At 63.4% G+C, this 19,519-nt stretch carries 18 protein-coding genes; 15 read left to right on the top strand and 3 right to left on the bottom strand.

Annotated features, from left to right (window positions below):
- Positions 1–70 precede the first annotated feature (70 nt).
- The 6 genes from mltG to AC0KWY_RS03735 are packed head-to-tail and all read left to right on the top strand — an operon-like array spanning position 71 to position 4,481.
- Complete coding sequence (gene mltG, locus AC0KWY_RS03760) at positions 71–1,066, top strand: endolytic transglycosylase MltG (protein ID WP_474028314.1); 996 nt, start codon at positions 71–73, stop codon at positions 1,064–1,066.
- A complete protein-coding gene (gene tmk, locus AC0KWY_RS03755; RefSeq protein WP_474028313.1) occupies positions 1,063–1,674 on the top strand; it encodes a dTMP kinase in 612 nt (203 codons plus the stop codon). Before mltG ends, tmk begins: the two co-directional genes overlap by 4 nt.
- On the top strand, positions 1,668–2,693 hold the full coding sequence (holB, locus tag AC0KWY_RS03750) for a DNA polymerase III subunit delta' (RefSeq protein WP_474028312.1): 1,026 nt from the start codon (positions 1,668–1,670) through the stop codon (positions 2,691–2,693). Before tmk ends, holB begins: the two co-directional genes overlap by 7 nt.
- A 6-nt stretch (positions 2,694–2,699) precedes the next feature.
- Complete coding sequence (locus AC0KWY_RS03745) at positions 2,700–3,062, top strand: PilZ domain-containing protein (protein WP_374328503.1); 363 nt, start codon at positions 2,700–2,702, stop codon at positions 3,060–3,062.
- Between the two features lie 7 nt (positions 3,063–3,069).
- On the top strand, positions 3,070–3,855 hold the full coding sequence (locus AC0KWY_RS03740) for a TatD family hydrolase (RefSeq protein WP_474028311.1): 786 nt from the start codon (positions 3,070–3,072) through the stop codon (positions 3,853–3,855).
- Entirely contained in the window at positions 3,852–4,481 is a 630-nt protein-coding gene (locus AC0KWY_RS03735; RefSeq protein ID WP_474028310.1) for an ankyrin repeat domain-containing protein, read from the top strand. Before AC0KWY_RS03740 ends, AC0KWY_RS03735 begins: the two co-directional genes overlap by 4 nt.
- Positions 4,482–4,493: 12 nt before the next feature.
- On the opposite strand, the gene icmH is transcribed toward AC0KWY_RS03735, so the two are convergent.
- From icmH to tssJ, 3 genes are all read right to left on the bottom strand, one after another.
- On the bottom strand, positions 4,494–5,273 hold the full coding sequence (gene icmH / locus AC0KWY_RS03730) for a type IVB secretion system protein IcmH/DotU (protein WP_474028309.1): 780 nt from the start codon (positions 5,271–5,273) through the stop codon (positions 4,494–4,496).
- Entirely contained in the window at positions 5,270–6,553 is a 1,284-nt protein-coding gene (gene tssK / locus AC0KWY_RS03725) for a type VI secretion system baseplate subunit TssK (RefSeq protein WP_474028308.1), read from the bottom strand. Before tssK ends, icmH begins: the two co-directional genes overlap by 4 nt.
- Before the next feature lie 75 nt (positions 6,554–6,628).
- Positions 6,629–7,264, bottom strand: a complete 636-nt coding sequence (gene tssJ, locus AC0KWY_RS03720) for a type VI secretion system lipoprotein TssJ (RefSeq protein WP_474028307.1) — start codon at positions 7,262–7,264, stop codon at positions 6,629–6,631.
- 126 nt (positions 7,265–7,390) lie between these two features.
- On the opposite strand from tssJ, the gene AC0KWY_RS03715 reads away from it, so the two are divergent.
- The 9 genes from AC0KWY_RS03715 to AC0KWY_RS03675 all read left to right on the top strand — a co-directional run bounded on the left by AC0KWY_RS03715 (position 7,391) and on the right by AC0KWY_RS03675 (position 19,518).
- Positions 7,391–8,023: a tetratricopeptide repeat protein gene (locus AC0KWY_RS03715; protein ID WP_474028306.1), complete on the top strand. Its 633-nt coding sequence runs from the start codon at positions 7,391–7,393 to the stop codon at positions 8,021–8,023.
- 68 nt (positions 8,024–8,091) lie between these two features.
- Positions 8,092–8,595, top strand: a complete 504-nt coding sequence (tssB, locus tag AC0KWY_RS03710) for a type VI secretion system contractile sheath small subunit (RefSeq protein WP_474028305.1) — start codon at positions 8,092–8,094, stop codon at positions 8,593–8,595.
- Positions 8,592–10,073, top strand: a complete 1,482-nt coding sequence (tssC, locus tag AC0KWY_RS03705; RefSeq protein WP_474028304.1) for a type VI secretion system contractile sheath large subunit — start codon at positions 8,592–8,594, stop codon at positions 10,071–10,073. Before tssB ends, tssC begins: the two co-directional genes overlap by 4 nt.
- A gap of 35 nt (positions 10,074–10,108) precedes the next feature.
- Positions 10,109–10,645 carry an Hcp family type VI secretion system effector gene (locus tag AC0KWY_RS03700; protein ID WP_474028303.1) on the top strand — a complete coding sequence of 179 codons (537 nt, stop codon included), beginning with the start codon at positions 10,109–10,111 and terminating at the stop codon, positions 10,643–10,645.
- A gap of 19 nt (positions 10,646–10,664) precedes the next feature.
- A complete protein-coding gene (gene tssE / locus AC0KWY_RS03695; RefSeq protein ID WP_474028302.1) occupies positions 10,665–11,171 on the top strand; it encodes a type VI secretion system baseplate subunit TssE in 507 nt (168 codons plus the stop codon).
- The gene (tssF, locus tag AC0KWY_RS03690; protein ID WP_474028301.1) at positions 11,172–13,001 is read left to right on the top strand and encodes a type VI secretion system baseplate subunit TssF; all 1,830 of its coding nucleotides are present in this window, start codon (positions 11,172–11,174) and stop codon (positions 12,999–13,001) included.
- On the top strand, positions 12,965–14,008 hold the full coding sequence (gene tssG, locus AC0KWY_RS03685) for a type VI secretion system baseplate subunit TssG (protein ID WP_474028300.1): 1,044 nt from the start codon (positions 12,965–12,967) through the stop codon (positions 14,006–14,008). The genes tssF and tssG overlap by 37 nt, the downstream gene beginning before the upstream one ends.
- A 24-nt stretch (positions 14,009–14,032) precedes the next feature.
- Positions 14,033–16,744, top strand: coding sequence for a type VI secretion system ATPase TssH (gene tssH, locus AC0KWY_RS03680; protein WP_474028299.1), 2,712 nt, complete (start codon positions 14,033–14,035; stop codon positions 16,742–16,744).
- Positions 16,741–19,518 (top strand): type VI secretion system Vgr family protein, encoded by a 2,778-nt coding sequence (locus AC0KWY_RS03675; protein WP_474028298.1) that lies wholly within the window; start codon positions 16,741–16,743, stop codon positions 19,516–19,518. The genes tssH and AC0KWY_RS03675 overlap by 4 nt, the downstream gene beginning before the upstream one ends.
- Position 19,519: the final 1 nt, after the last annotated feature.

The following is a 19,519-nucleotide window of genomic DNA, read 5'->3' as shown; positions in this document are numbered from 1 at the left end:
GCCAGCCGCCCGATGCGCCTTGCCGTGCGGTTTCCGACCGGCAAGACCCGATTTCCGCCCGCGAGTTCCCATGCGTTTCGTGTTTCGCCTTGTCGCCCTGTTCCTGCTCGCCGCCGCTGCGCTCGCCGCCGCCTTCGTCTGGTGGGCGAACCGGCCGCTGAATTTGCCCGGAGAAGTCGTCGAATTCCGCGTGGCGCCGGGCAGCAGCCTGCACGGAACGATTCAGCAGATCAACGCGGCCGGCATCCCGCTGCAGGCCGATCTATTCAAACTGCTGGCCCGCTGGCAGGGCAAGGTCAATGCGATCAAGGCCGGCAGCTATGCCACCGAGAGCGGCGAGACGCCTTACTCCCTCCTCGTCAAGCTGGTCGAGGGCCGGGTCAGCCAGGCCAGCGTTACCCTGGTCGAAGGCTGGACCTTACGCCAGTTCCGGGCGCGGCTTGACGCCCATCCAGCGTTGCGCCATGACAGTAGCGCGCTCAGTGAGGCCGAGATCGGCGAACGTCTCGGCCTGCCCTGGCGGCAGCTCGAAGGCCGGCTGTTGCCGGACACCTATCTGTTCGACAAGGAATCCAGCGACCTCGAGGTGATCGCCCGGGCCGCCGCGGCGATGCAGAAGCAGCTCGGCGCAGCCTGGGCCGGACGCCCCGCCGGCCTGCCTTACCGTTCGCCGGACGAGGCGCTGGTCATGGCCTCGATCATCGAAAAGGAAACCGGACGCCCGGAAGACCGCCCCCATGTCGCTGCCGTCTTCATCAACCGCCTGCGCCAGGGTATGCGCCTGCAGACCGATCCGACGGTGATCTACGGCCTGGGCGAGAATTTCGACGGCAACCTGCGCAAGAGCCATCTGCAGACCGACACCCCGTACAATACCTACACCCGCGCCGGCCTGCCGCCGACGCCGATCGCGATGCCTGGCCCGGCCTCGCTGCGAGCCGCGTTCCAGCCGGCGGCCAGCGATGCCTTGTATTTCGTCGCGCGCGGTGACGGCAGCAGCCATTTTTCGCGGACGCTCGACGAGCACAACCGGGCGGTCAACCGTTATCAGCGAGGCGGCAAATGAGGGGCAAGTTCATCACTTTCGAAGGCATCGACGGTGCCGGCAAGAGCAGTCACGTCGAGTGGCTGGCCGAGTACCTGCGTCGCCAGGGGCACGTCGTCCAGGTGACGCGCGAGCCCGGTGGCACTCCGCTCGGCGAGCGCTTGCGGGAATTGCTGCTCAGCGAGGCCATGCACCTGGAGACGGAAACTCTGCTGATGTTCGCCGCTCGCCGCGAACATCTGGCCAGTCGTATCGAACCGGCGCTGGCACGCGGCGAATGGGTGATCTGCGACCGCTTCAGCGACGCCACCTGGGCCTATCAGGGCGGCGGTCGCGGGCTCGACAAGAGCAAGTTCCAGGTCCTGGAACACTGGGTCCATGAGCACCTGCAGCCCGACCTGACGCTACTCTTCGACCTGCCGCTGGAGGTTGCGCGCGAGCGCATCGTCCTGGCCAACCGGGTGCTCGACAAGTTCGAGCAGGAGCGGGCGGATTTCCACGAACGGGTGCGCCAGGCCTACCTCGACCGGGCGCACGCCCATGCCGGCCGGATGCGCGTGATCCAGGCCGACAATACGCTGGAAAATATTCGAGAAAAGCTTGAAGAAATCGTTTCAACGCTATGTTGATAAACGTTTTTGAACTCCATAAAGAAGTCTGGGCCAGCCTTATGGCGCGGCGCGATAGATTGCCCCATGCCTTGTTGATGATCGGCCAGAAAGGCCTCGGCAAGTACGCCCTGGCCCGCGAATTCGTCGCCTCGCTGTTGTGTGAGACGGGTTCGGCGGATGGTCGGGCGTGCGGTGCCTGCCTGGCGTGCAACTGGTTCACCCAGGGCAACCATCCCGACTTCCGCCTGTTGCAGCCCGATGCGCTGAGCGAGGAAGCGCCGGCCGAGGAGGGCAAGAAGAAGCCGAGCCAGCAGATCACCATCGATCAGGTACGCGAGCTCGACGAGTTTCTCGGCGTTGGCAGCCACCGTGGTGGTCTGAGCATTGTCTTGGTCAATCCGGCAGAGGCGATGAATCGGAACGCCGCGAACTCGATCTTGAAAACACTTGAAGAACCGCCACCAAATACCTTGTTTTTATTGGTTTCAAGTGATCCATCTCGTCTTCTTCCGACGATCCGCAGCCGTTGTCAGTCGATTCCTTTCGTCACGCCGTCACGCGAAACCGCGACACGCATTCTCGGTGCCGCCGGCCTGCGCGACGCCGAACGCTGGCTGGCGATCAGCGGCGGTTCGCCGCGGCTGGCCCTGGAACTGGCCGAATCCGGGCAGGTCGCCTGGCTCGACCGGCTGACGACGAATCTTGCTGCCGGCGGCAAGGCCGATGCGCTGGCTTGTGCAGCCGAACTCGACAAGGCGATCAAGGACAGCAAGGGCGGGTTGCAACTCAAGCAAATCGTCGAGGCCTTTCAGAAATGGACGATCGATCTGACGCTGGCCGGAAACGGCTTGCCAATCAGATATTTTCTGGCGCAGCAGCCCCAAATAACGGCGCTCGCTGCTATGATTCCGCCTGTGCGTCTGATCCATCAGTACCGGGACATGAACCAGCGTCGCCGCGAGGCAGAACAGCCTCTCAATGCACGATTGTTTCTGGAAAGTGTTTTTTTGGACTATCGAGCCATGTTTAGCCGTTGATCTAGGATGAGCGAAGTCAAACCCGTACCACAACGCCCCAGCGTCCTGTCGCTGAACATCAACTCGAAATCCGCCCTTTATGCCGCGTTCATGCCGCATCTGCGCAATGGCGGCATCTTCATTCCGACGACGCGCGTCTATGCGCTGGGTGACGAAGTCTTCATGCTTCTTTCGTTGATGGACGATCCGACCAAGCTGCCGATCGCCGGCTCGGTGATCTGGGTGACACCGGCCGGCGCCCAGAACGGCAGGGCACAGGGCATCGGTGTCCATTTCAACGACGACGAAAGCGGCCAGGAAGCGCGTCGCAAGATCGAAGGCCTGCTCGGCGGCGTCCTGCAATCGGCCCGGCCGACGCATACCCTGTAGCCGACCGATGCTGGTCGATTCCCACTGCCACCTGGATTTTCCGGGGCTGAACGAACGCTTGCCGGCGGTGCTGGCCGCAATGCGCGAAGCCGGGGTTGGCGCGGCGATGACGATCGGCGTCAATCTCGAAGACTTACCCGCGGTGCTGGCCATCGCGGAGCGGGCCGACAACCTTTATGCCTCGGTCGGCGTACACCCCGAATATACCGATTGCCAGGAACCCGATGTCGGCGCGCTGGTCGCCCTGGCGCAGCATCGCAAGGTACTGGCGATCGGCGAGACCGGTCTCGACTACTACTGGCACAAGGATCGTCCGGAATGGCAGCGGCAACGTTTCCGCACCCATATCCAGGCGGCGCGGGCCTGCGGCAAGCCGCTGGTCGTGCATACCCGGGAGTCGGCCGAAGACACCATACGACTCTTGCGCGAGGAAGGCGCGGAAGCGGTCGGCGGCGTCATGCACTGCTTCACCGAAAACTGGGAAATCGCCAGTCAGGCGCTGGACATCGGCTTCCACCTCTCCTTTTCGGGTATTGTCACCTTCAAGAATGCGACCGTTGTCAAAGAGGTCGCCAGCCGCTGTCCGCTGGATCGCTTACTGGTCGAAACCGACGCACCATATCTGGCGCCTGTGCCTTACCGAGGCAAACCAAACCAGCCCGCCTACGTTCGTTACGTGGCCGAGGAAATCGCCCGCTTGCGCGATCTCTCGCCCGAGGCGGTCGCCGACGCCAGCACCGAGAACTTCATCCGGCTGTTCAAACCGGACCTTCCTGAGCGATGGGATTCATGAAAAAACACCTGCTGACCCTGATGCTTGCCGCTGCGCCTTTCTGCGTCACGGCGGGCACCTATGACGACCTTGTGCATGGCGCGCAAATGGGCGACGCGGCGACGATCCGACCGCTGCTGGCGCGGGGTGCCTCGGTGGATACGACCGATGGCGAAGGCAATACCCTGCTGATGCTGGCGGCGCGGGACGGGCACGAGGAGTTGGTCAAGCTGCTGATCGATTACCGCGCCAAATTGAATGCGCGCAATGCTGCGGGTGATACCGCGCTGGCCATGGCGGCCTTGCGCGGGCAGCGCAAAATTGTCGAGATTCTGGTTGCGGCAGGGGCTTCGCAAACGGTTCCGGGATGGCCGCCACTGGTTTATGCGGCATTCGGCGGTCATCAGGAAATCGTGGCTCACCTGTTGGAAAAAGGGGCGGACATCAACGTCACCAGCGAGGGCGGCATGACCGCCTTGATGGCGGCCGCCCGCAACGGTCACCTGGCGATTGTGAGGGCCTTGCTGGCTGGTGGCGCCGATGCCGAGCGGCGCACCGATCGCGGGGATAGCGCCCTGGATATCGCACAACGCACCGGCAACAGCGAAATCGCAACCTTGCTCGCGGCGGCGCGCAAGGCTCGATAAGCCGCTAGTCGCTCAGGGCAGGGTGATGGTCAGGGTTGGCGCTCTTGGTGCCAGCTGGACGATGTTCTGGAATGGCGCCAGTTTTTCTTCGACCTGCTTGCCGGCGTGCCAGGCCATGCCGACGTAGGCAACGAGTCCGAAGAGTGCCAGTACCGAGTTGATCACCCAGAGCGGCACATCGCGCTTGATCGTGTTGCTGATGCTGTCGGGCGCTGCCCAATGCGGGGCGAAGGACGCAGCCCGGCCCTTGATGTGGGCGATTTGCTCGCCGAGCTGGGCCACCAGGTACTTCAGTTTTTCCGGTCCCTCGAGCAGGTAGCGGCCCTTGAATCCAGTCAGCAGGCACATGTGAAAGACTTCAAGCGCCTGGATCCGTGAAGCTCCGTTGTTGCGAGCGATTTCCAGGCGGTCGAAAAAGTGCTCGCCGGCCAGTTGATCACCGAACAATTCGAGCTGCAGCGGACGGCGCTCCCAAGTGTCGCGGATGTTCATCTTCGAGGTCAGTACCGCCTCATCGACCGCCGCGCACAGTGCGTACTTGGCGTCGAAAACGTCGTCGGCGCTGAAGTTCCGCTTGCGCGCCGTTCGTTCGAAGTCTTCGAGAAATTGCCGGATACTGGCCGAAAACGCGTTCGCATCGGTCGGTACGCTGCGACCGTGAAGCAGGATCAGCAAATAGAAGCCATCGTAGAGGAGGTTGACCAGGTTTTTTCCCTGGCTTTCCTGTTGCGGAAATTCCGCTTGCGGGACGCTGGTGGGTGGAAACGAGAGCAGGCTGGGGGCTGGATTCATGGCGTGACGGCAATCAGTTCGAGATTCAGTTCTCGGTAGCTTTCCGGTGCGTAGATCATCACCGACTGGGCTTTGAGCATTCGTTCATACAGGGCGCCATGGGCATCCAGCGCGAAATAACAGGCACCGGGACGCACCGGAATGGGAGCCGGTACTTGCGCGGCATGGCTCAGGCGAACCCCGGACATGGCGGAGAGGACCAGTTTTTCGACATCGTCCGGCGCGCCGACCTTGAGCCGTAGCGGCGCCGTTTCAATGATTTCCGATTGCGGATGGGCGGCGGATACGGAAATGTAGAAGGCCGTATCGCTGTTGATCCGTTCCGAATCGAGATGCCCGGCATAGAAGGCCGGCTTGGGCTGATTCAGGGCGATCGCGAAATAGCGCGTCGAAATGACGGTGTCGAGCAACTCGCGGACGATCGCGTCGAGGCGCCAGAAGCCTGGGCCGGGCTGCGCATGATCGTAGGTTGGCAGGTCGTTGAGGGTGTGAGTCTTGGAAAACGTCATCAAACCGCCAGCGAGACGCAGCAACTCCTGGAACAACCGCTCCGGTGCGGTTTCGGTATTGCGGAAAAGATGCGTCAGTGCCGCGCAGGCACTGCTCGCCGTGTGCAACAGCCAGAACGAGGCGATGTCACCGGAGCGGAATTCGATCACGTGGCGCGACGGTTCGCGGTGAAAACCGTACAACGCGTCGACCTTTGCCAGCAGGGCGTCGATCTGCCGGCGCAGCATGTGCAGCAGGCTAGGCGCGCTGCGCAGACTGAGCGACGGCGGCAGAAAGGATGGATCGATTTCGAATCCGTTACTGGCTGTGCGCTTGATTCGGGCGGCAGGCAAAGTCAGGTACTGGTCCCGTGGTTCGTTGGCCGACTTTACGCGGCAGATCTTGCTCAGTGTCGTTACCTCGGCTTCCGCGGCATCGGTGAATAGATCTGCTGCCTCCAGCGGTAGGGACAGGTAGCGAGCCTGGGTTGCGGTTTCCTGGCTTTCGGCGGCATTTCCACCATGGGGGTTGAGGTGATGCAGCGCCAGGAAAAACTCGATGCTTCCGTCTTCGGTCACGGCATCGGCTAGCGCCAGCGGTGGCGGAAGCTGGTCGATTTCCGGGGCGATCAGCGAGTCGCCGTTGGCGAACAGGACATCCACGCGGTTGAAGCGCAGAACGCCGTTCTTCAACGCGTCGCGATCGACCTCCAGTTCCCGGACACCCCAGGCGTAGGGGTTTGCAGTTAGCAGTACCTGTCTTGCCGTGGCATTCCAGTGCAGGTCCTGCAACTGAAAATGCTGGGGGCGAAGGAACAGCCCTTCGCCCCAGAGCAGTTGAGCTCCATTCATTCCATTTCCTTCCGGTCAACCATGACAGCGCACATCGGACAACGAGCGAACCGATTCGGCGCTGATGTCATTGACGAGAATTCCTTCGCTCAAGCTCAGGGCGCAAGCATGCGCCGTGGCGATGATGCCTTCGGAAACCGATTCCTGGGCATCAAGCGCAATTCGCCAGCGGTTGGGGGACGGCGAGCGATACATGCCGACGATGGCGAGGGTTTTGGCGTCCCCGGGGATTTTAAGACTAAGGTCATAAGATCTGCCTGGAATGAGTATGACCTCGCGAGTCGATATCAGCTCGTCGCCGAAAAGCGCGGCTTCCGATGTGCTTTCCGATAGTTCAGCGTAACTCAGGCTTCTCAGTCGCTCGGGGGAGCGAAGGACGTAGATCTTGGTTACCAGCGACATTGGAATGCCCTCACTGGTCTGGTTCAGTGTCTTGTCGGCCACCAGTTTTACGGAGATGTCGCGGGGGCGGTTGTCGCGCTTGATCAGTCCGCCGGCTTCGAGGACCGCACCAATCGCGGCGCCGGCAGCCTGCACGCCGGAGGTGGCGCAACCGGTCAGGGTCATGGATAGCAGCGTAACCGCAAGCAGAATGCCAGCAGCCGATATCTTGGAGCGATGCTTTTTATATTTGATGTCAAAAAACAACAATGGCATATATGCAAACGTGTTGATTTTTCCGGGATCGTTAATGTACTATGCCTCCCTGTTTCAGGCAAACCCATCGGCATTATGTGGCATGACAATTACAAGCCGGTATTTCAACATGGAGCAACCATGACCAGCCCCGCAAGGCTCTTTCTTTCAGTAACCCTTTGTGCCACAGCCATTTTCAGCGGGTGTGCGACAACATCACCCGCTTCCTCGGATGAGCAGTTTTCCGAGTTGATGATGCAGACCGAGATTCGGATTTCCGAATCGCTCGAGAGCGGCAACAAGGATGATGCCGTGCGCATCGTCAGCGGATTGGCGACGGCCAATCCGGGGCGCAAGGAGCCGTGGATCAGGATCGCCAAGATTCATTTTGACGCGACCGATTACGCTGAAGCCATCGTCGCCGCCGATGAAGCCCTGAAGATCGACAACAGTGACCGTACCGCCAAGAGTATCCGTGCGGTATCCGGCCTGCGGGTTGCCGCCCAGTCGCTGGCCGATCTGCGTAACGATGCCGAACTCAAGGGCAATGCCCGTGCCGATGCTACCGGCCTGGCGATGACCATGCGCGACATTCTGGGCGAAGACGTGCTGGTTCCCCCCGCCGAGCTGGAAGCCAGGAAGCGCCGCGAAGCCAGGGCGAAAAGAGAGGCAGCGCTTGCCTCGCGCCCCAGGAGCGTTCGGGCCGAACCGCCGCAGCCGACCAGGGAAGCCACGGCGACCGCAACGGGCAATCCTTTCGGAAATCTGAAGTAGAGGGTAGGGGGCACCGGTCGCCACGGACCGGTAAGCCGAGGCATTTTTCGATCCATCGGGAGATATTTGTGGCAAAGAAAGAAAGCGTCCAGAAGCGTCTGCAAAAGGTCAGGCCACCGCGTGTACAACTCACTTACGATGTCGAAATCGGCGATGCCGTCGAGGTCAAGGAAATCCCCTTCGTCGTCGGCGTACTGGGTGATTTCGCAGCCCAGAGCAAGGCCCCGCAGGGGCGGGTTCGCGACCGCAAGTTCGTCAATATCGACCTCGACAACTTCGACGATGTCATGACCGGCATGGCGCCGCGTGCCACGTATCGCGTCAAGAACCGGCTTTCCCCCGAGGGCGGAGAAATCGGCGTCAATCTCGAATTCCAGAAGTTCGAGGACTTTCGTCCGGAAGCCGTGGTGCAGCAGGTCGAGCCCCTGCGCAAGTTGCAGGAAGCCCGCTCCAAGCTGGCCGACCTGCGTAACAAACTGGCCGGCAACGAGAAACTCGAGGACCTGCTCAGCGACGTGCTGAGCAACACCGAGCAACTGCACGAACTGGACAGCGACGGGGGTGAAAAATGAGCATGCAGCAGGCAGTTGCCCAACCGGTTGCCCAGGCGCAGGCGGGAATCCTCGATCAAATCATCGCCGAAAGCCGCGTTGCCCAATCCGACCAGGAACGCCACCGGGCTCGCGATATCATCAGTGAGCTGGTTCGTCAGGTCTTGCAGGGCGAAGTGGTGGTGTCGGAAAACCTGGCGGCGTCGCTCGATGCCCGGGTTGCCGAACTGGACCGGCTGATTTCCGAGCAACTCAGCGAGGTCATGCATGCGCCGGAGTTCCAGGCGCTGGAAAGTGCCTGGACTGGCCTGCATTACCTGTGCAAGCAGACGTCGACCGGGGAGATGATGAAGATCAAGCTCCTCAATGTCGGCAAGCGTGAACTGGTCAAGGATTTCAAGACAGCGATCGACTTCGACCAGAGCGCGCTGTTCAAGAAAGTTTACGAAGAGGAGTTCGGCACCTTCGGTGGCGCTCCTTTCGGCGCCCTGATCGGTCAATACGAACTGAACCGCCAGGCCGAGGATATGTACTTCATCGAGCAGATGTCGCATATCGCGGCGGCAGCTCACGCGCCCTTCGTCGCGGCGGCGTCGCCGCAGCTTTTCGGGCTCGACAGTTTCACTGAACTGAGCAAGCCGCGCGATATGTCCAAGGTCTTCGATACCGTCGAATACGCCAAATGGAAGTCGTTCCGGGAGTCCGAGGATTCTCGCTATGTCGGGCTGGCGCTGCCGCGCTTCCTCGGGCGCTTGCCATTCAATCCGATCGACGGTGAAGTGACCGAGGGCTTCAACTTCGTCGAAGAAGTTAACGGGACGAATCACGACAAGTACCTCTGGTGCAACGCCGCCTTTGCCTTTGCCGCAAGACTCACCTCGGCTTTTGAAAACTACGGCTGGTGTGCCGCCATTCGTGGCGTCGAAGGAGGCGGTCTGGTCGAGGATCTGCCGACACATACCTTCCGGACGGATGATGGCGAGGTCGCGCTCAAGTGCCCGACCGAAGTTTCGATCACCGATCGGCGGGAAAAGGAATTGAGCGATCTCGGCTTCATTCCGCTGGTGCATTGCAAGAATACCGATTACGCAGCCTTCTTCGGTGCGCAATCGGCACAGCGGCCCAGGAAATACGACACCGATTCCGCCAATGCCAATGCCTCGCTGTCGGCGCAGTTGCAGTACATGTTCGCGGTGTCGCGCATTGCGCATTACATGAAATCGATGATGCGCGACAAGATCGGCAGCTTTGCCTCGGCGGCGAACGTGCAGAACTATCTGCAACGCTGGGTGGACCAGTACGTGACGGCGGACGATTCCGCCTCCCAGGAAACCAAGGCGCAATTCCCGTTGCGCGAAGCGTCGATCGAGGTGGCCGAAGTGGCAGGCCGTCCCGGCGTCTATCGGGCAGTAGCGTTCATCCGGCCGCATTTCCAGCTGGATGAGCTTTCAGTTTCATTGCGTTTGGTCGCAGAGTTGCCGCAGTCCGGCAAAGCCTGATCTGTCTTTGTTTTTAACCAAGGAGAAAGTAGGAAATGAAGGATATATACGTTGAGTTCAAGGGTAGCGACATCAAGGGCGATTCCCGCGATGCCAAGCACAAGGATCAGGTTGAAGTTTCGACCTGGAGCCACACGATGCGTCAGCCGAAGTCGGCGACCGCCTCGGGTTCTGGCGGCCATACCGCCGAGCGCGTCGAGCATGGCGAAATGTTCTTCACCAAGGACATCGACGGTTCCAGCCCGAAGCTGTACCAGGCCTGCTCCTCCGGCCTCGTCGTCAATGACGTGGTGATCTACTTCTACCGCGCCTTCGGCGGCAAGAACACGACCGGCACCCCGTCGGGCACGCAGAACCGCCACCAATACCTGAAGATCGAACTGAAGAACGTGATCATTGCGTCCGTTTCGCCGTCGGTCGACAGCGAGGACATCCCGTCCGAGACCTTCTCGCTCAAGTATTCGGCGATCAAGTGGACCTACGACGAGCTGAACATCGATGGCAACAAGTCCGGCAAGGTCAACATCCAAGGTGCCTGGAACCTGGCCACCAACACGCCGAGCCTGACCTGATCTCCGATTCGTGCACGAAATGGCGGAACTCGTTTCCGCCTTTTTTATGAACAAAGGTTTCGAGCCTTCCCTGTTCGACAAATTGTTCGACGACCGGCCGGTCGCCGCCGTCAGGCGGCGGCTGTCGATCGAGCAATTGAAGGACACCGTCGCTCGCGATCTGGAATCGCTGCTCAATACCCGAACCCTGATCGACGAAGCACAAGGCAGCGATTTTCCGCTTGCCAGTCGTTCGGTCGCGGCGTTTGGCATGGGGGATTTTGCCGGACTGAGTCTGGCCAGCGTATATGACCGGAAGCGCATCTGCAGCGCCATCGAACAGGCGATTTCCGCGCACGAACCGCGTCTGCGGGATGTCAGGGTGACCCTTGAACTGCATCGCAAGACGATCAACGCCTTGTATTTTTCGATCACCGCCGTACTGCAGGTGAAACCTGCCCAGGAGCCGGTCGCCTTCGATGCGCTGCTGCAGCCGACCAGCCTTCAATATTCGGTGCACCGCCAGAAACCTCGCCCAGGAATGTAATTGGAAGACCTGCTTCCCTACTACGAACGAGAACTCGCTTTTCTCCGCCAGCATTCCCGGCAGTTCGCCGAGCGTTACCCGAAGCTGGCGGCACAATTGCTGCTGTCCGGCGAGGGCTGCGACGATCCCCACGTCGAGCGGATGATCGAATCCTTCGCGTTGCTGACGGCGCGCGTCTCGAAAAAGCTCGAAGACAGCTATCCGCAGTTCACCGAGGCCCTGCTCAACGTCCTCTATCCGCATTACCTGCGCCCCTTCCCGAGCTGTTCGATCGCCCATTTCGACGATGGCGGCAATACCGACACGACGACGATCATTCCCCGCCATACCGAACTGCATTCGCGGCCGATCCGCGGCGCGGTCTGCAGGTTCCGCACGGCCTGGGCGCTCAAGCTGGCGGCGGTCGATCTCGACCAGCTCGTCTTCAATCCGATCGCCAGCGCACCGAGCGACATCCGCCTGCCGGTCGGCAGCAACGCACTTTTTTCCTTCTCGCTGGGCGTGCGCGGACACAACGCCGACGAAGGTTTTCAGCGCATCGGCAAGCTGCGCTTTTACATCGATGCCGAGCCGTCGGTCGCCTCGGCGCTGCGCGATGCGCTGTTCCTGCGTACGCTGAAGGTGTACGCGGCCGGCGATGACGAGCGCTGGCATGCCGTCGATCGGGGAATGATCGGCGAAGTCGGTTTCGCGGCCGACGAGGCGCTGATCGAGATGCCCGATACCGCGCACGACGCCTATCGTTATCTCACCGAATATTTCTGCTTTCCCGAGAAGTTCAATTTCTTCGAACTCGATCTCGGTAAATTGCCGTCACGCCTGCGCGGCGAGCGCAAGGTCCGCCTGCACATCGTCTTCGGCAATCTGCGGGCGGATAGCGATGCTTCGCGCCTGATGCAGACGCTGACCACGAAGAACCTGCGCCTGGGTTGCGTGCCGGTGGTCAATCTGTTTCCGCAACGCGGCGACCCGATCCGCGTCAGCCATCGCCTGTCGTCCTACCCGGTTGTCGCCGACGGGCGCCGCGCCTACGCCTACGAAGTCTATGCCATCGACTCGGTACGCCGCGTCAGGCAAACGCCGCAGGGTGAATCGATCACCGAGTTCCGACCCTTCTTCGCCCTGCGTCACGGCGAAACGCCGGAACAGAACGGCTATTACTGGTATGCCCAGCGCGACCCGATCGTTGCCGAAAGCAGCCCCGGCTACGAAACCTCGCTTGCCATCGTCGACGCCGATTTCGATCCGGTGCAGCCAAAGACCGATGTGCTCAGCCTGCAACTGACCTGCACCAACCGCGATCTGCCGACCATGATGTCGGTCGGCCTGCCTTCCGGCGACCTTTTTCTCGAAGGCGGTTCCGGCGTGCGCTCGATCCGTCTGCTGCGCAAGCCGACCGCGCCGCACCGCTTCGATCACCGGCGTGACGGGCAGTGGCGGATCATTTCGCATCTGTCGCTCAACCAGTTGTCGCTGACCGGCAACGGGCTGAAAGCCCTGCAGGAAATGCTGGCGCTCTACGACCTGCCACGCACGGCCGGTACCCGGCGGCAGATCGAAGGCGTGCTCGGCGTCGAACACCTGCAGCGTACCGTCTGGATGCCGGGCAAACCTTTCGCCTGCTTCATCCGTGGCCTGGAAATCCGCCTGACCATCGACGAATCGAGTTTCGCCGGCAGCGGTCTCGACGTCTTCACCCGCTGTGTCGACCGCTTTTTCGGGCTTTACGTCAGCCTCAACAGCTTCATTCAGCTGGTCGTCGTTTCCAAACGAACCGGAGAGGAGTTGATCCGATGCGCACCCCGCAACGGCGAATCGATCCTGGGCTGATCGAGCAGACCCGCGAGGCGCCGGAGCGCTTCGAGTTCTTCCAGCTCGTGCGCCTGTACGAGAACGTCTTCGCCCGGCAAGGCGGTGATGCCGTCAGCGAGCGCATCCGTTTCCGCAACTCGCTGCGTCTCGGCTTTGCCCCCAGCCAGGTCGACGCGATGCAGAGTCATGAGCGCCTCGACGAAGACGGCAACGCCACCGGCGAACTGGCGCAGGTCGAGATCACGCCCAGCTTCATGGGCATGCTCGGCGTCAATGGCACCTTGCCCGTTCATTACACCGAGCAGGTCATCGACCACGAACGTTTCAAGCGCGATACCTCGGGGCGGGCTTTCCTCGACCTGTTCACCAACCGCGCCGTCGGTCATTTCTACCGCGCCTGGAAAAAATACCGTCTGCCGATCCAGTACGAGACCAATCGCCGCAACCGCTTCCTGCCGCTGATCCTGGCGCTTGGCGGCATCGGCTTCGATGCCCTGCGCGAGCGTCTGAACGATGCGCCGGGCGCCATCGAGGACGAGTCGATCGCCTATTTCGCCACTTTGCTGCGGCAGCGGCCGGTATCCGGCGAGGCGATGGCGCGGGTGCTCAGTGCCTATTTCCGGACCCCGGTTCGTGTCGAGCAGTTCGTCGGCCGCTGGTACGTGGTGCCACGGGCGCAATGGACCACGTTGGGCGGCCAGAACTGCGCGCTGGGTGTCGATTCCCTGGTTGGCGAACGGGTCTGGCAGCGCAATCTGCGCATCCGCATCCACGTCGGGCCGATGGCGCACGAACAGTACATGGGCTTCATGCCGCGCGGCGAACTCGCCCATGCCCTGGAAAAGCTGCTCGAGCTGGCCACCGGCGGCCAGTTCGAATACGAAATCCGTCCCATCCTGCGCGCCCCGGACGTCAGGCCGGTCTCCCTGAGCGGCGGCCGCCTCGGCTACGACAGCTTCCTGATCAGCCGCCCCGAAACCCGCGACCGCAGCGATTGCCGCTACCTGACCCAGACCATTCATTAGCGATTCCCAGCGAAAGAAGCACCGATGAGCACCTCCCTGAAAACCCTGATCAGCAAACTCAACACCACCTGCCGCCAGGCCACTGAACGCGCCGCCGGCCTGTGCATGGCGCGCGGCAATTACGAAGTCGATTTCGAGCACCTGCTGCTGGCCCTGCTCGAACAGCAGGACAGCGACCTGACGACGATCCTGCGCCGCTGCAAGATCAGCCCGAGCGGCCTGGAGCGCGAGCTGCACGACGAAGTCGGCCGTTTCCGTAACGGCAACACGCGCACGCCGGTGTTCTCCACGCACATCATCAAGCTGTTTGAGCAGGCATGGCTGATCGCCTCGCTCGACACCCGCCTGCCGCGCATCCGCTCTGGACACCTGCTGCTGGCGCTGCTCACCGAGCCGGAACTCGCCCAACTGGCGACGCGCGGCGCCCACCTGTTGGCCAAGGTCCGGCTCGACGAACTCAAGCACAAGTTCGACGAAATCACCGAAGGTTCCGCCGAAGCCGCCGAAGTGACTGGCTTGTCCGGCAAACCGGCCGAGGAGGAGGGCGGCGACCCGCTGCAGGGCAGCGCGCCGCAGGCCGGCAAGACGCCGGCGCTCGACCAGTTCACCACCAACCTGACGCAGCGCGCGCGCGACGGCAAGGTCGACCCGGTGATCGGCCGCGACGCCGAAATCCGCCAGGCCATCGACATCCTGATGCGCCGCCGCCAGAACAACCCGATCCTCACCGGCGAAGCCGGCGTCGGCAAGACCGCCGTGGTCGAGGGCCTGGCCCTGCGCATTGCCGCCGGCGACGTGCCGCCGCCGCTTGCCGAGGTCGAACTGCACAGCCTCGACATGGGCCTGCTGCAGGCCGGCGCCAGCGTCAAGGGCGAGTTCGAGAACCGCCTGAAGAACGTCATCGACGAGGTCAAGAAAAGCCCGAAGCCGATCATCCTGTTCATCGACGAAGCCCACACCATGATCGGCGCCGGCGGCCAGTCCGGCCAGAACGACGCCGCCAACCTGCTCAAGCCGGCGCTGGCGCGCGGCGAACTGCGCACGGTGGCGGCCACCACCTGGGCCGAATACAAGAAGTACTTCGAGAAGGACGCGGCGCTTGCCCGCCGCTTCCAGGTGGTCAAGGTCGAAGAACCGTCCGAGCCGCTCGCCGCCGCCATGCTGCGCGGCATGGTGCCGTTGATGGAAAAGCACTTCGGCATCCGCGTCATGGACGAAGCAGTTACCGAAGCCGTCCGCCTGTCGCACCGCTACATCAGCGGCCGGCAACTGCCGGACAAGGCGATCGGCGTTCTCGACACCGCCTGCGCCAAGGTTGCCCTCGGCCAGAGCGCTAACCCGGCGCTGATCGACGAAACCGAGAAGCGCCTGCTGCGCGAGCGCGCCGAACTCGCCGCGCTCGAACGCGAAGCCGCCAGCGGTGCCTGGCACGACACGCGGATTGGCGAACTGAAGGCGCAGATTGCCGCGCTGGAAAGCGATCTGGCCATCCACCGCGCCCGCTTCGACGAAGAAAAGGCGCTCGTCGCCCGCATTCTCGAACTGCGTGCCGCGCTCGAAGCCGGCGAGCCGTCGCCCACGGCCGACGCGGAAAAGGTCAAGAAACCCGCGCGCCGCAGCAAGAAAGCCGGCACGCCAACCTCCGGCAATGCCGAACTCGACCAGGCGATGGCCCGCCTGCGCGAAATGCAGGGCGAAACGCCAATGGTGCCGCTGCAGGTCGACGGCCATGTCGTGGCCGAAATCGTCGCCGCCTGGACCGGCATTCCGCTCGGCAAGATGGTCAAGGACGAGATCAAGACCGTGCTCAATCTGCAGCCCCTGCTGCAGGAGCGGGTGATCGGCCAGGACCATGCGCTGGCGGCGATCGTGCAGCGGGTGCGCACGGCGCGGGCGAACCTGGAAGATCCGAACAAGCCCAAGGGCGTCTTCCTGTTCGTCGGGCCGTCCGGCGTCGGCAAGACCGAAACCGCGCTGGCGCTGGCCGACATCCTGTATGGCGGCGAGCGGAAGCTGGTCACCATCAACATGAGCGAGTACCAGGAAGCGCACAGCGTCTCCGGCCTCAAGGGCTCGCCGCCGGGCTACGTCGGCTACGGCGAGGGCGGGGTGCTGACCGAGGCGGTGCGCCGCAATCCGTACAGCGTCGTGCTGCTCGACGAAGTCGAGAAGGCGCACCCGGACGTGCTCGAGCTCTTCTTCCAGGTCTTCGACAAGGGCGTGCTCGACGACGCCGAAGGGCGCGAGATCGATTTCCGCAACACGCTGATCATTCTGACCAGCAACGTCGGCTCCAGCCAGATCATGCAGGCCTGCCTGAACAAGCCGGCGGAGGAACTGCCGGCTGCCGACGCGCTGGCCGAAGCGCTACGCCCGGTGCTCTACAAGTCGTTCAAGCCGGCCTTCCTCGGTCGCCTGAAGGTGGTGCCGTACTACCCGATTTCCGACGAGGTGCTGCTGCAGATCATCGAACTCAAGCTGCGCCGCATCCAGGCACGCATCGCCGCCAACCACAAGGCCGAGTTCAGCTGGGACGACAAGCTGGTCGAAGCAGTGCTGGCGCGCTGCACGGAAGTCGATTCCGGCGCCCGCAACGTCGATCACATCCTCAACGGCACGCTGCTGCCGGAGATCGCCGAAGCGGTGCTGACGCGCATGGCGGAAGGCACGGCGATCGGCCGTATCCGCGTCAGCGCGGCGAAGAACGGCAACTTCAAGTACAGCCTGGCGTCATGAATCGGCTCCTCGACCTGATCGGCGGCGCGGCGGGTTGGCGGCAAACCGACCGCCTGCTGACGCTGACCACCCCGGCCGGCCCCGACGCGCTGCTGGCGGAGACGGCGCACATCGAGGAAGCGCTCGGTCCGGTGGCCGGCCACGCCGGCTTTCGCATCGACCTCACCGTGCTCACCGCCGACGCCCACCAGTCGCTGACCGGGCTGCAAGGGCAGCCGGCGCGGCTGGAACTGCAGACCGCGCTGTCGCGCACCGCACACCGGCCCTTCCATGGCCACATCAGCGGCGTCGAACGGCTCGGCGCCAACGGCGGCTTTGCCCGCTACCGGCTGCGCATCGAACCCTGGCTCGCCTTTCTCGACCACAACACCGACAACTACCTGTTCCAGGACAAGAGCGTCATCGAGATCGTCGATGAACTCCTCGGCGACTGGCACGGCCGCGGCAAGCTGGTGCCGGCCTGGCGCTGGGACCTGACCGATGCGGCCGTCTACCCGAAGCGCGGGATGACCGTGCAGTACCAGGAAAGCGATCTCGCCTTCTTGAAACGCCTGCTGATCGAAGAAGGCCTGTTCTGCTGGTTCGAACACGCCCAGGAAGAGGGCGAGACGCTGGGCAAGCACACGCTGGTCATCGCCGACCACAACGGCGTCTTCGCCGACAACGCCCAGCCGCGCATCCGCTACACCCAGCCCGGCGCCACCTTGCCGGAAGACAGCGTGGACCGCTGGCTGGCGCGCGAGCGCATCGACACCGCAGAAAGCCTGAGCCAGAGCTGGGACTACCGCAGCCTCGCCGGTCGCCCGCAAAGCGCCTTGAGCGCGCGCGCCGCCGGCGCGCTGCCGGCCACCGCCGCCTGGCACGACCCCGGCCAGTACGCCTGGCAGAGCCAGGCCGACGGCGAACGCATGCTCGGCAACCTGCGCCAGGCGCTCGACGCCCGGCTCGCCCGGCAGAGCGCCGAAGGCAGCGTGCGCACGGCCATGCCCGGCAGCTTCTTCACGCTTGCTGATCATCCGGCCGGCGACGGCCGCTACCTGATCACCGCCGTCAGCCACCGCGCCCGCAATAACCTCAACGAGCGGGTACCGCAACTTAGCGAACTGCTCGGCCCGGCGCCGGACGAAACGCCGGAACACTTCGCCAAGCCGGCCGACCTCTACCGCAACCGCCTCGAAACCGTCGCCGCCGACCAGCCCTGGCGGGCGCTGATCGCCGACGCCCACGGCCGCCACATCGCCCCGCGGCCGACCGGGCGCGGCACGCTGACCGCCGTCGTCGTCGGCCCCGGCGACCCCACGCATACCGACCGCGACCTGCGCGTGCGCGTCCAGTTTCCCTGGCAACGCGGCAGCCAGGCCGGCGGCCGGCACAGCCACCCGACCGGCGCCGACAACGCCCCGGCCAGCGACGCGCTCGGCGTCTGGCTGCGCGTCGCCACCCCGGTTGCCGGCGCCAACTGGGGCGGCCACCTGACGCCGCGCCCCGGCCAGGAAGTCGTCGTCGCCTTCCAGAACGGCAACATCGACCGCCCGGTCATCGTCGGCACCGTCTACAACGGCCAGGGGCAGGGCGACGCCCAGGGCAACCGGATCGCCGGCAGCACTCTGAATGCCAGCGCCAACGCGCCGACCTTCTTCGCCGGCGAACAAGCCGAACCGCACAGCCACGGCGCCAGCCTGTCCGGGCTCAAGACCCAGCAACTGGCCAACACGCGCGACGGGCAGGGCGGCTACAACCAGCTCGTCTTCGACGACACCCCGGGCCAGGCGCGCATCGAACTATCCACCACCGAATACCAGAGCCGCCTGCAACTCGGTCACCTGCGCGAACAGGACGACAACGCCCGGCTCAACCACCGCGGCCACGGCGCCGACCTCGCCACCCAGGCCAGCGCCGCGCTACGCGCCGGCAGCGGCCTGCTGATCAGCGCCGACGTGAGGAACAACGCCAGCAGCACCCACCTCGACAGCCGCGAACCGATCGCCCAGACGGAAAACGCGCAGAGCCTCTCGCGCAGCCTGGCCGACGTCGCCGCCAAACAGAATGCCGCCCTCAAAGGCGACCCCGCCGCCGAGCAACTCCCGGCCCTCGACGCCCTCAAGCACAGCATCGAAGTCCTCGAAACCACCGACACCCGCGGCCCCGCCCAAGCCGCCGACGGCCCGATCAAGACCACGCGCGGCGGCGACGGCACCGTCCCGGCCTGGAGCGAACCGCGACTGCACTACGCCGCCCCGGCCGGCATCGCCCAACTGACGCCGAACAACCACTTCCTGTTTGCCGGCAAGAACCTCTCGATCGCCAGCGGCCAGGACAGCAACCTGATCGCCCAGGGCAACCAGAGCGTCGCCGTCAAGGACGGCATCGCCCTCTTCACCGTCGGCAAGGCCGGCAACCCCCAAAAGCCCAACCAGGAAACCGGCACCCACCTGCACGCCGCCAGCGGCAAGGTCAGCCTGCAAAGCCAGAGCGGCAAGACGATGGCCGCCGCCGACAAGAAAGTCACCTTCGCCAGCACCCACGCCAGCCTCATGGTCGGCGCCCCCAAACACGTCCTCGCCACCGCCCAGGGCGCCTATCTCAAACTCGAAGGCAGCAACATCCAGCTCCACGCCCCAGGCAAGGTCGAATTCAAGGCCAGCAGCAAGAGCTGGACAGGGCCGAAGAGTGATTCGAGTAGCTTGAGTCTGCCGAAGGCGGGGGATTTGAAGGGGTGTGCTTTGAAGCTGCTGTCAGCTACACAATCTGGTGCAGCAGGCGTCGATTTTTGAA

It is taken from the genome of Azonexus sp. MM2026_4 (genome assembly GCF_055901855.1).
This window is presented reverse-complemented; position numbering and strand designations above follow the sequence as displayed.

Coding starts and splice junctions, on each gene's coding strand:
- tssE (WP_474028302.1), top strand. CDS start 10,665: ATGGCGGAACTCGTTTCCGCCTTTTTTATGAACAAAGGTTTCGAGCCT.
- tssG (WP_474028300.1), top strand. CDS start 12,965: ATGCGCACCCCGCAACGGCGAATCGATCCTGGGCTGATCGAGCAGACC.
- tssH (WP_474028299.1), top strand. CDS start 14,033: ATGAGCACCTCCCTGAAAACCCTGATCAGCAAACTCAACACCACCTGC.
- tmk (WP_474028313.1), top strand. CDS start 1,063: ATGAGGGGCAAGTTCATCACTTTCGAAGGCATCGACGGTGCCGGCAAG.
- mltG (WP_474028314.1), top strand. CDS start 71: ATGCGTTTCGTGTTTCGCCTTGTCGCCCTGTTCCTGCTCGCCGCCGCT.
- AC0KWY_RS03740 (WP_474028311.1), top strand. CDS start 3,070: ATGCTGGTCGATTCCCACTGCCACCTGGATTTTCCGGGGCTGAACGAA.
- AC0KWY_RS03735 (WP_474028310.1), top strand. CDS start 3,852: ATGAAAAAACACCTGCTGACCCTGATGCTTGCCGCTGCGCCTTTCTGC.
- AC0KWY_RS03745 (WP_374328503.1), top strand. CDS start 2,700: ATGAGCGAAGTCAAACCCGTACCACAACGCCCCAGCGTCCTGTCGCTG.
- holB (WP_474028312.1), top strand. CDS start 1,668: ATGTTGATAAACGTTTTTGAACTCCATAAAGAAGTCTGGGCCAGCCTT.
- AC0KWY_RS03715 (WP_474028306.1), top strand. CDS start 7,391: ATGACCAGCCCCGCAAGGCTCTTTCTTTCAGTAACCCTTTGTGCCACA.
- AC0KWY_RS03675 (WP_474028298.1), top strand. CDS start 16,741: ATGAATCGGCTCCTCGACCTGATCGGCGGCGCGGCGGGTTGGCGGCAA.
- tssC (WP_474028304.1), top strand. CDS start 8,592: ATGAGCATGCAGCAGGCAGTTGCCCAACCGGTTGCCCAGGCGCAGGCG.
- AC0KWY_RS03700 (WP_474028303.1), top strand. CDS start 10,109: ATGAAGGATATATACGTTGAGTTCAAGGGTAGCGACATCAAGGGCGAT.
- icmH (WP_474028309.1), bottom strand. CDS start 5,273: ATGAATCCAGCCCCCAGCCTGCTCTCGTTTCCACCCACCAGCGTCCCG.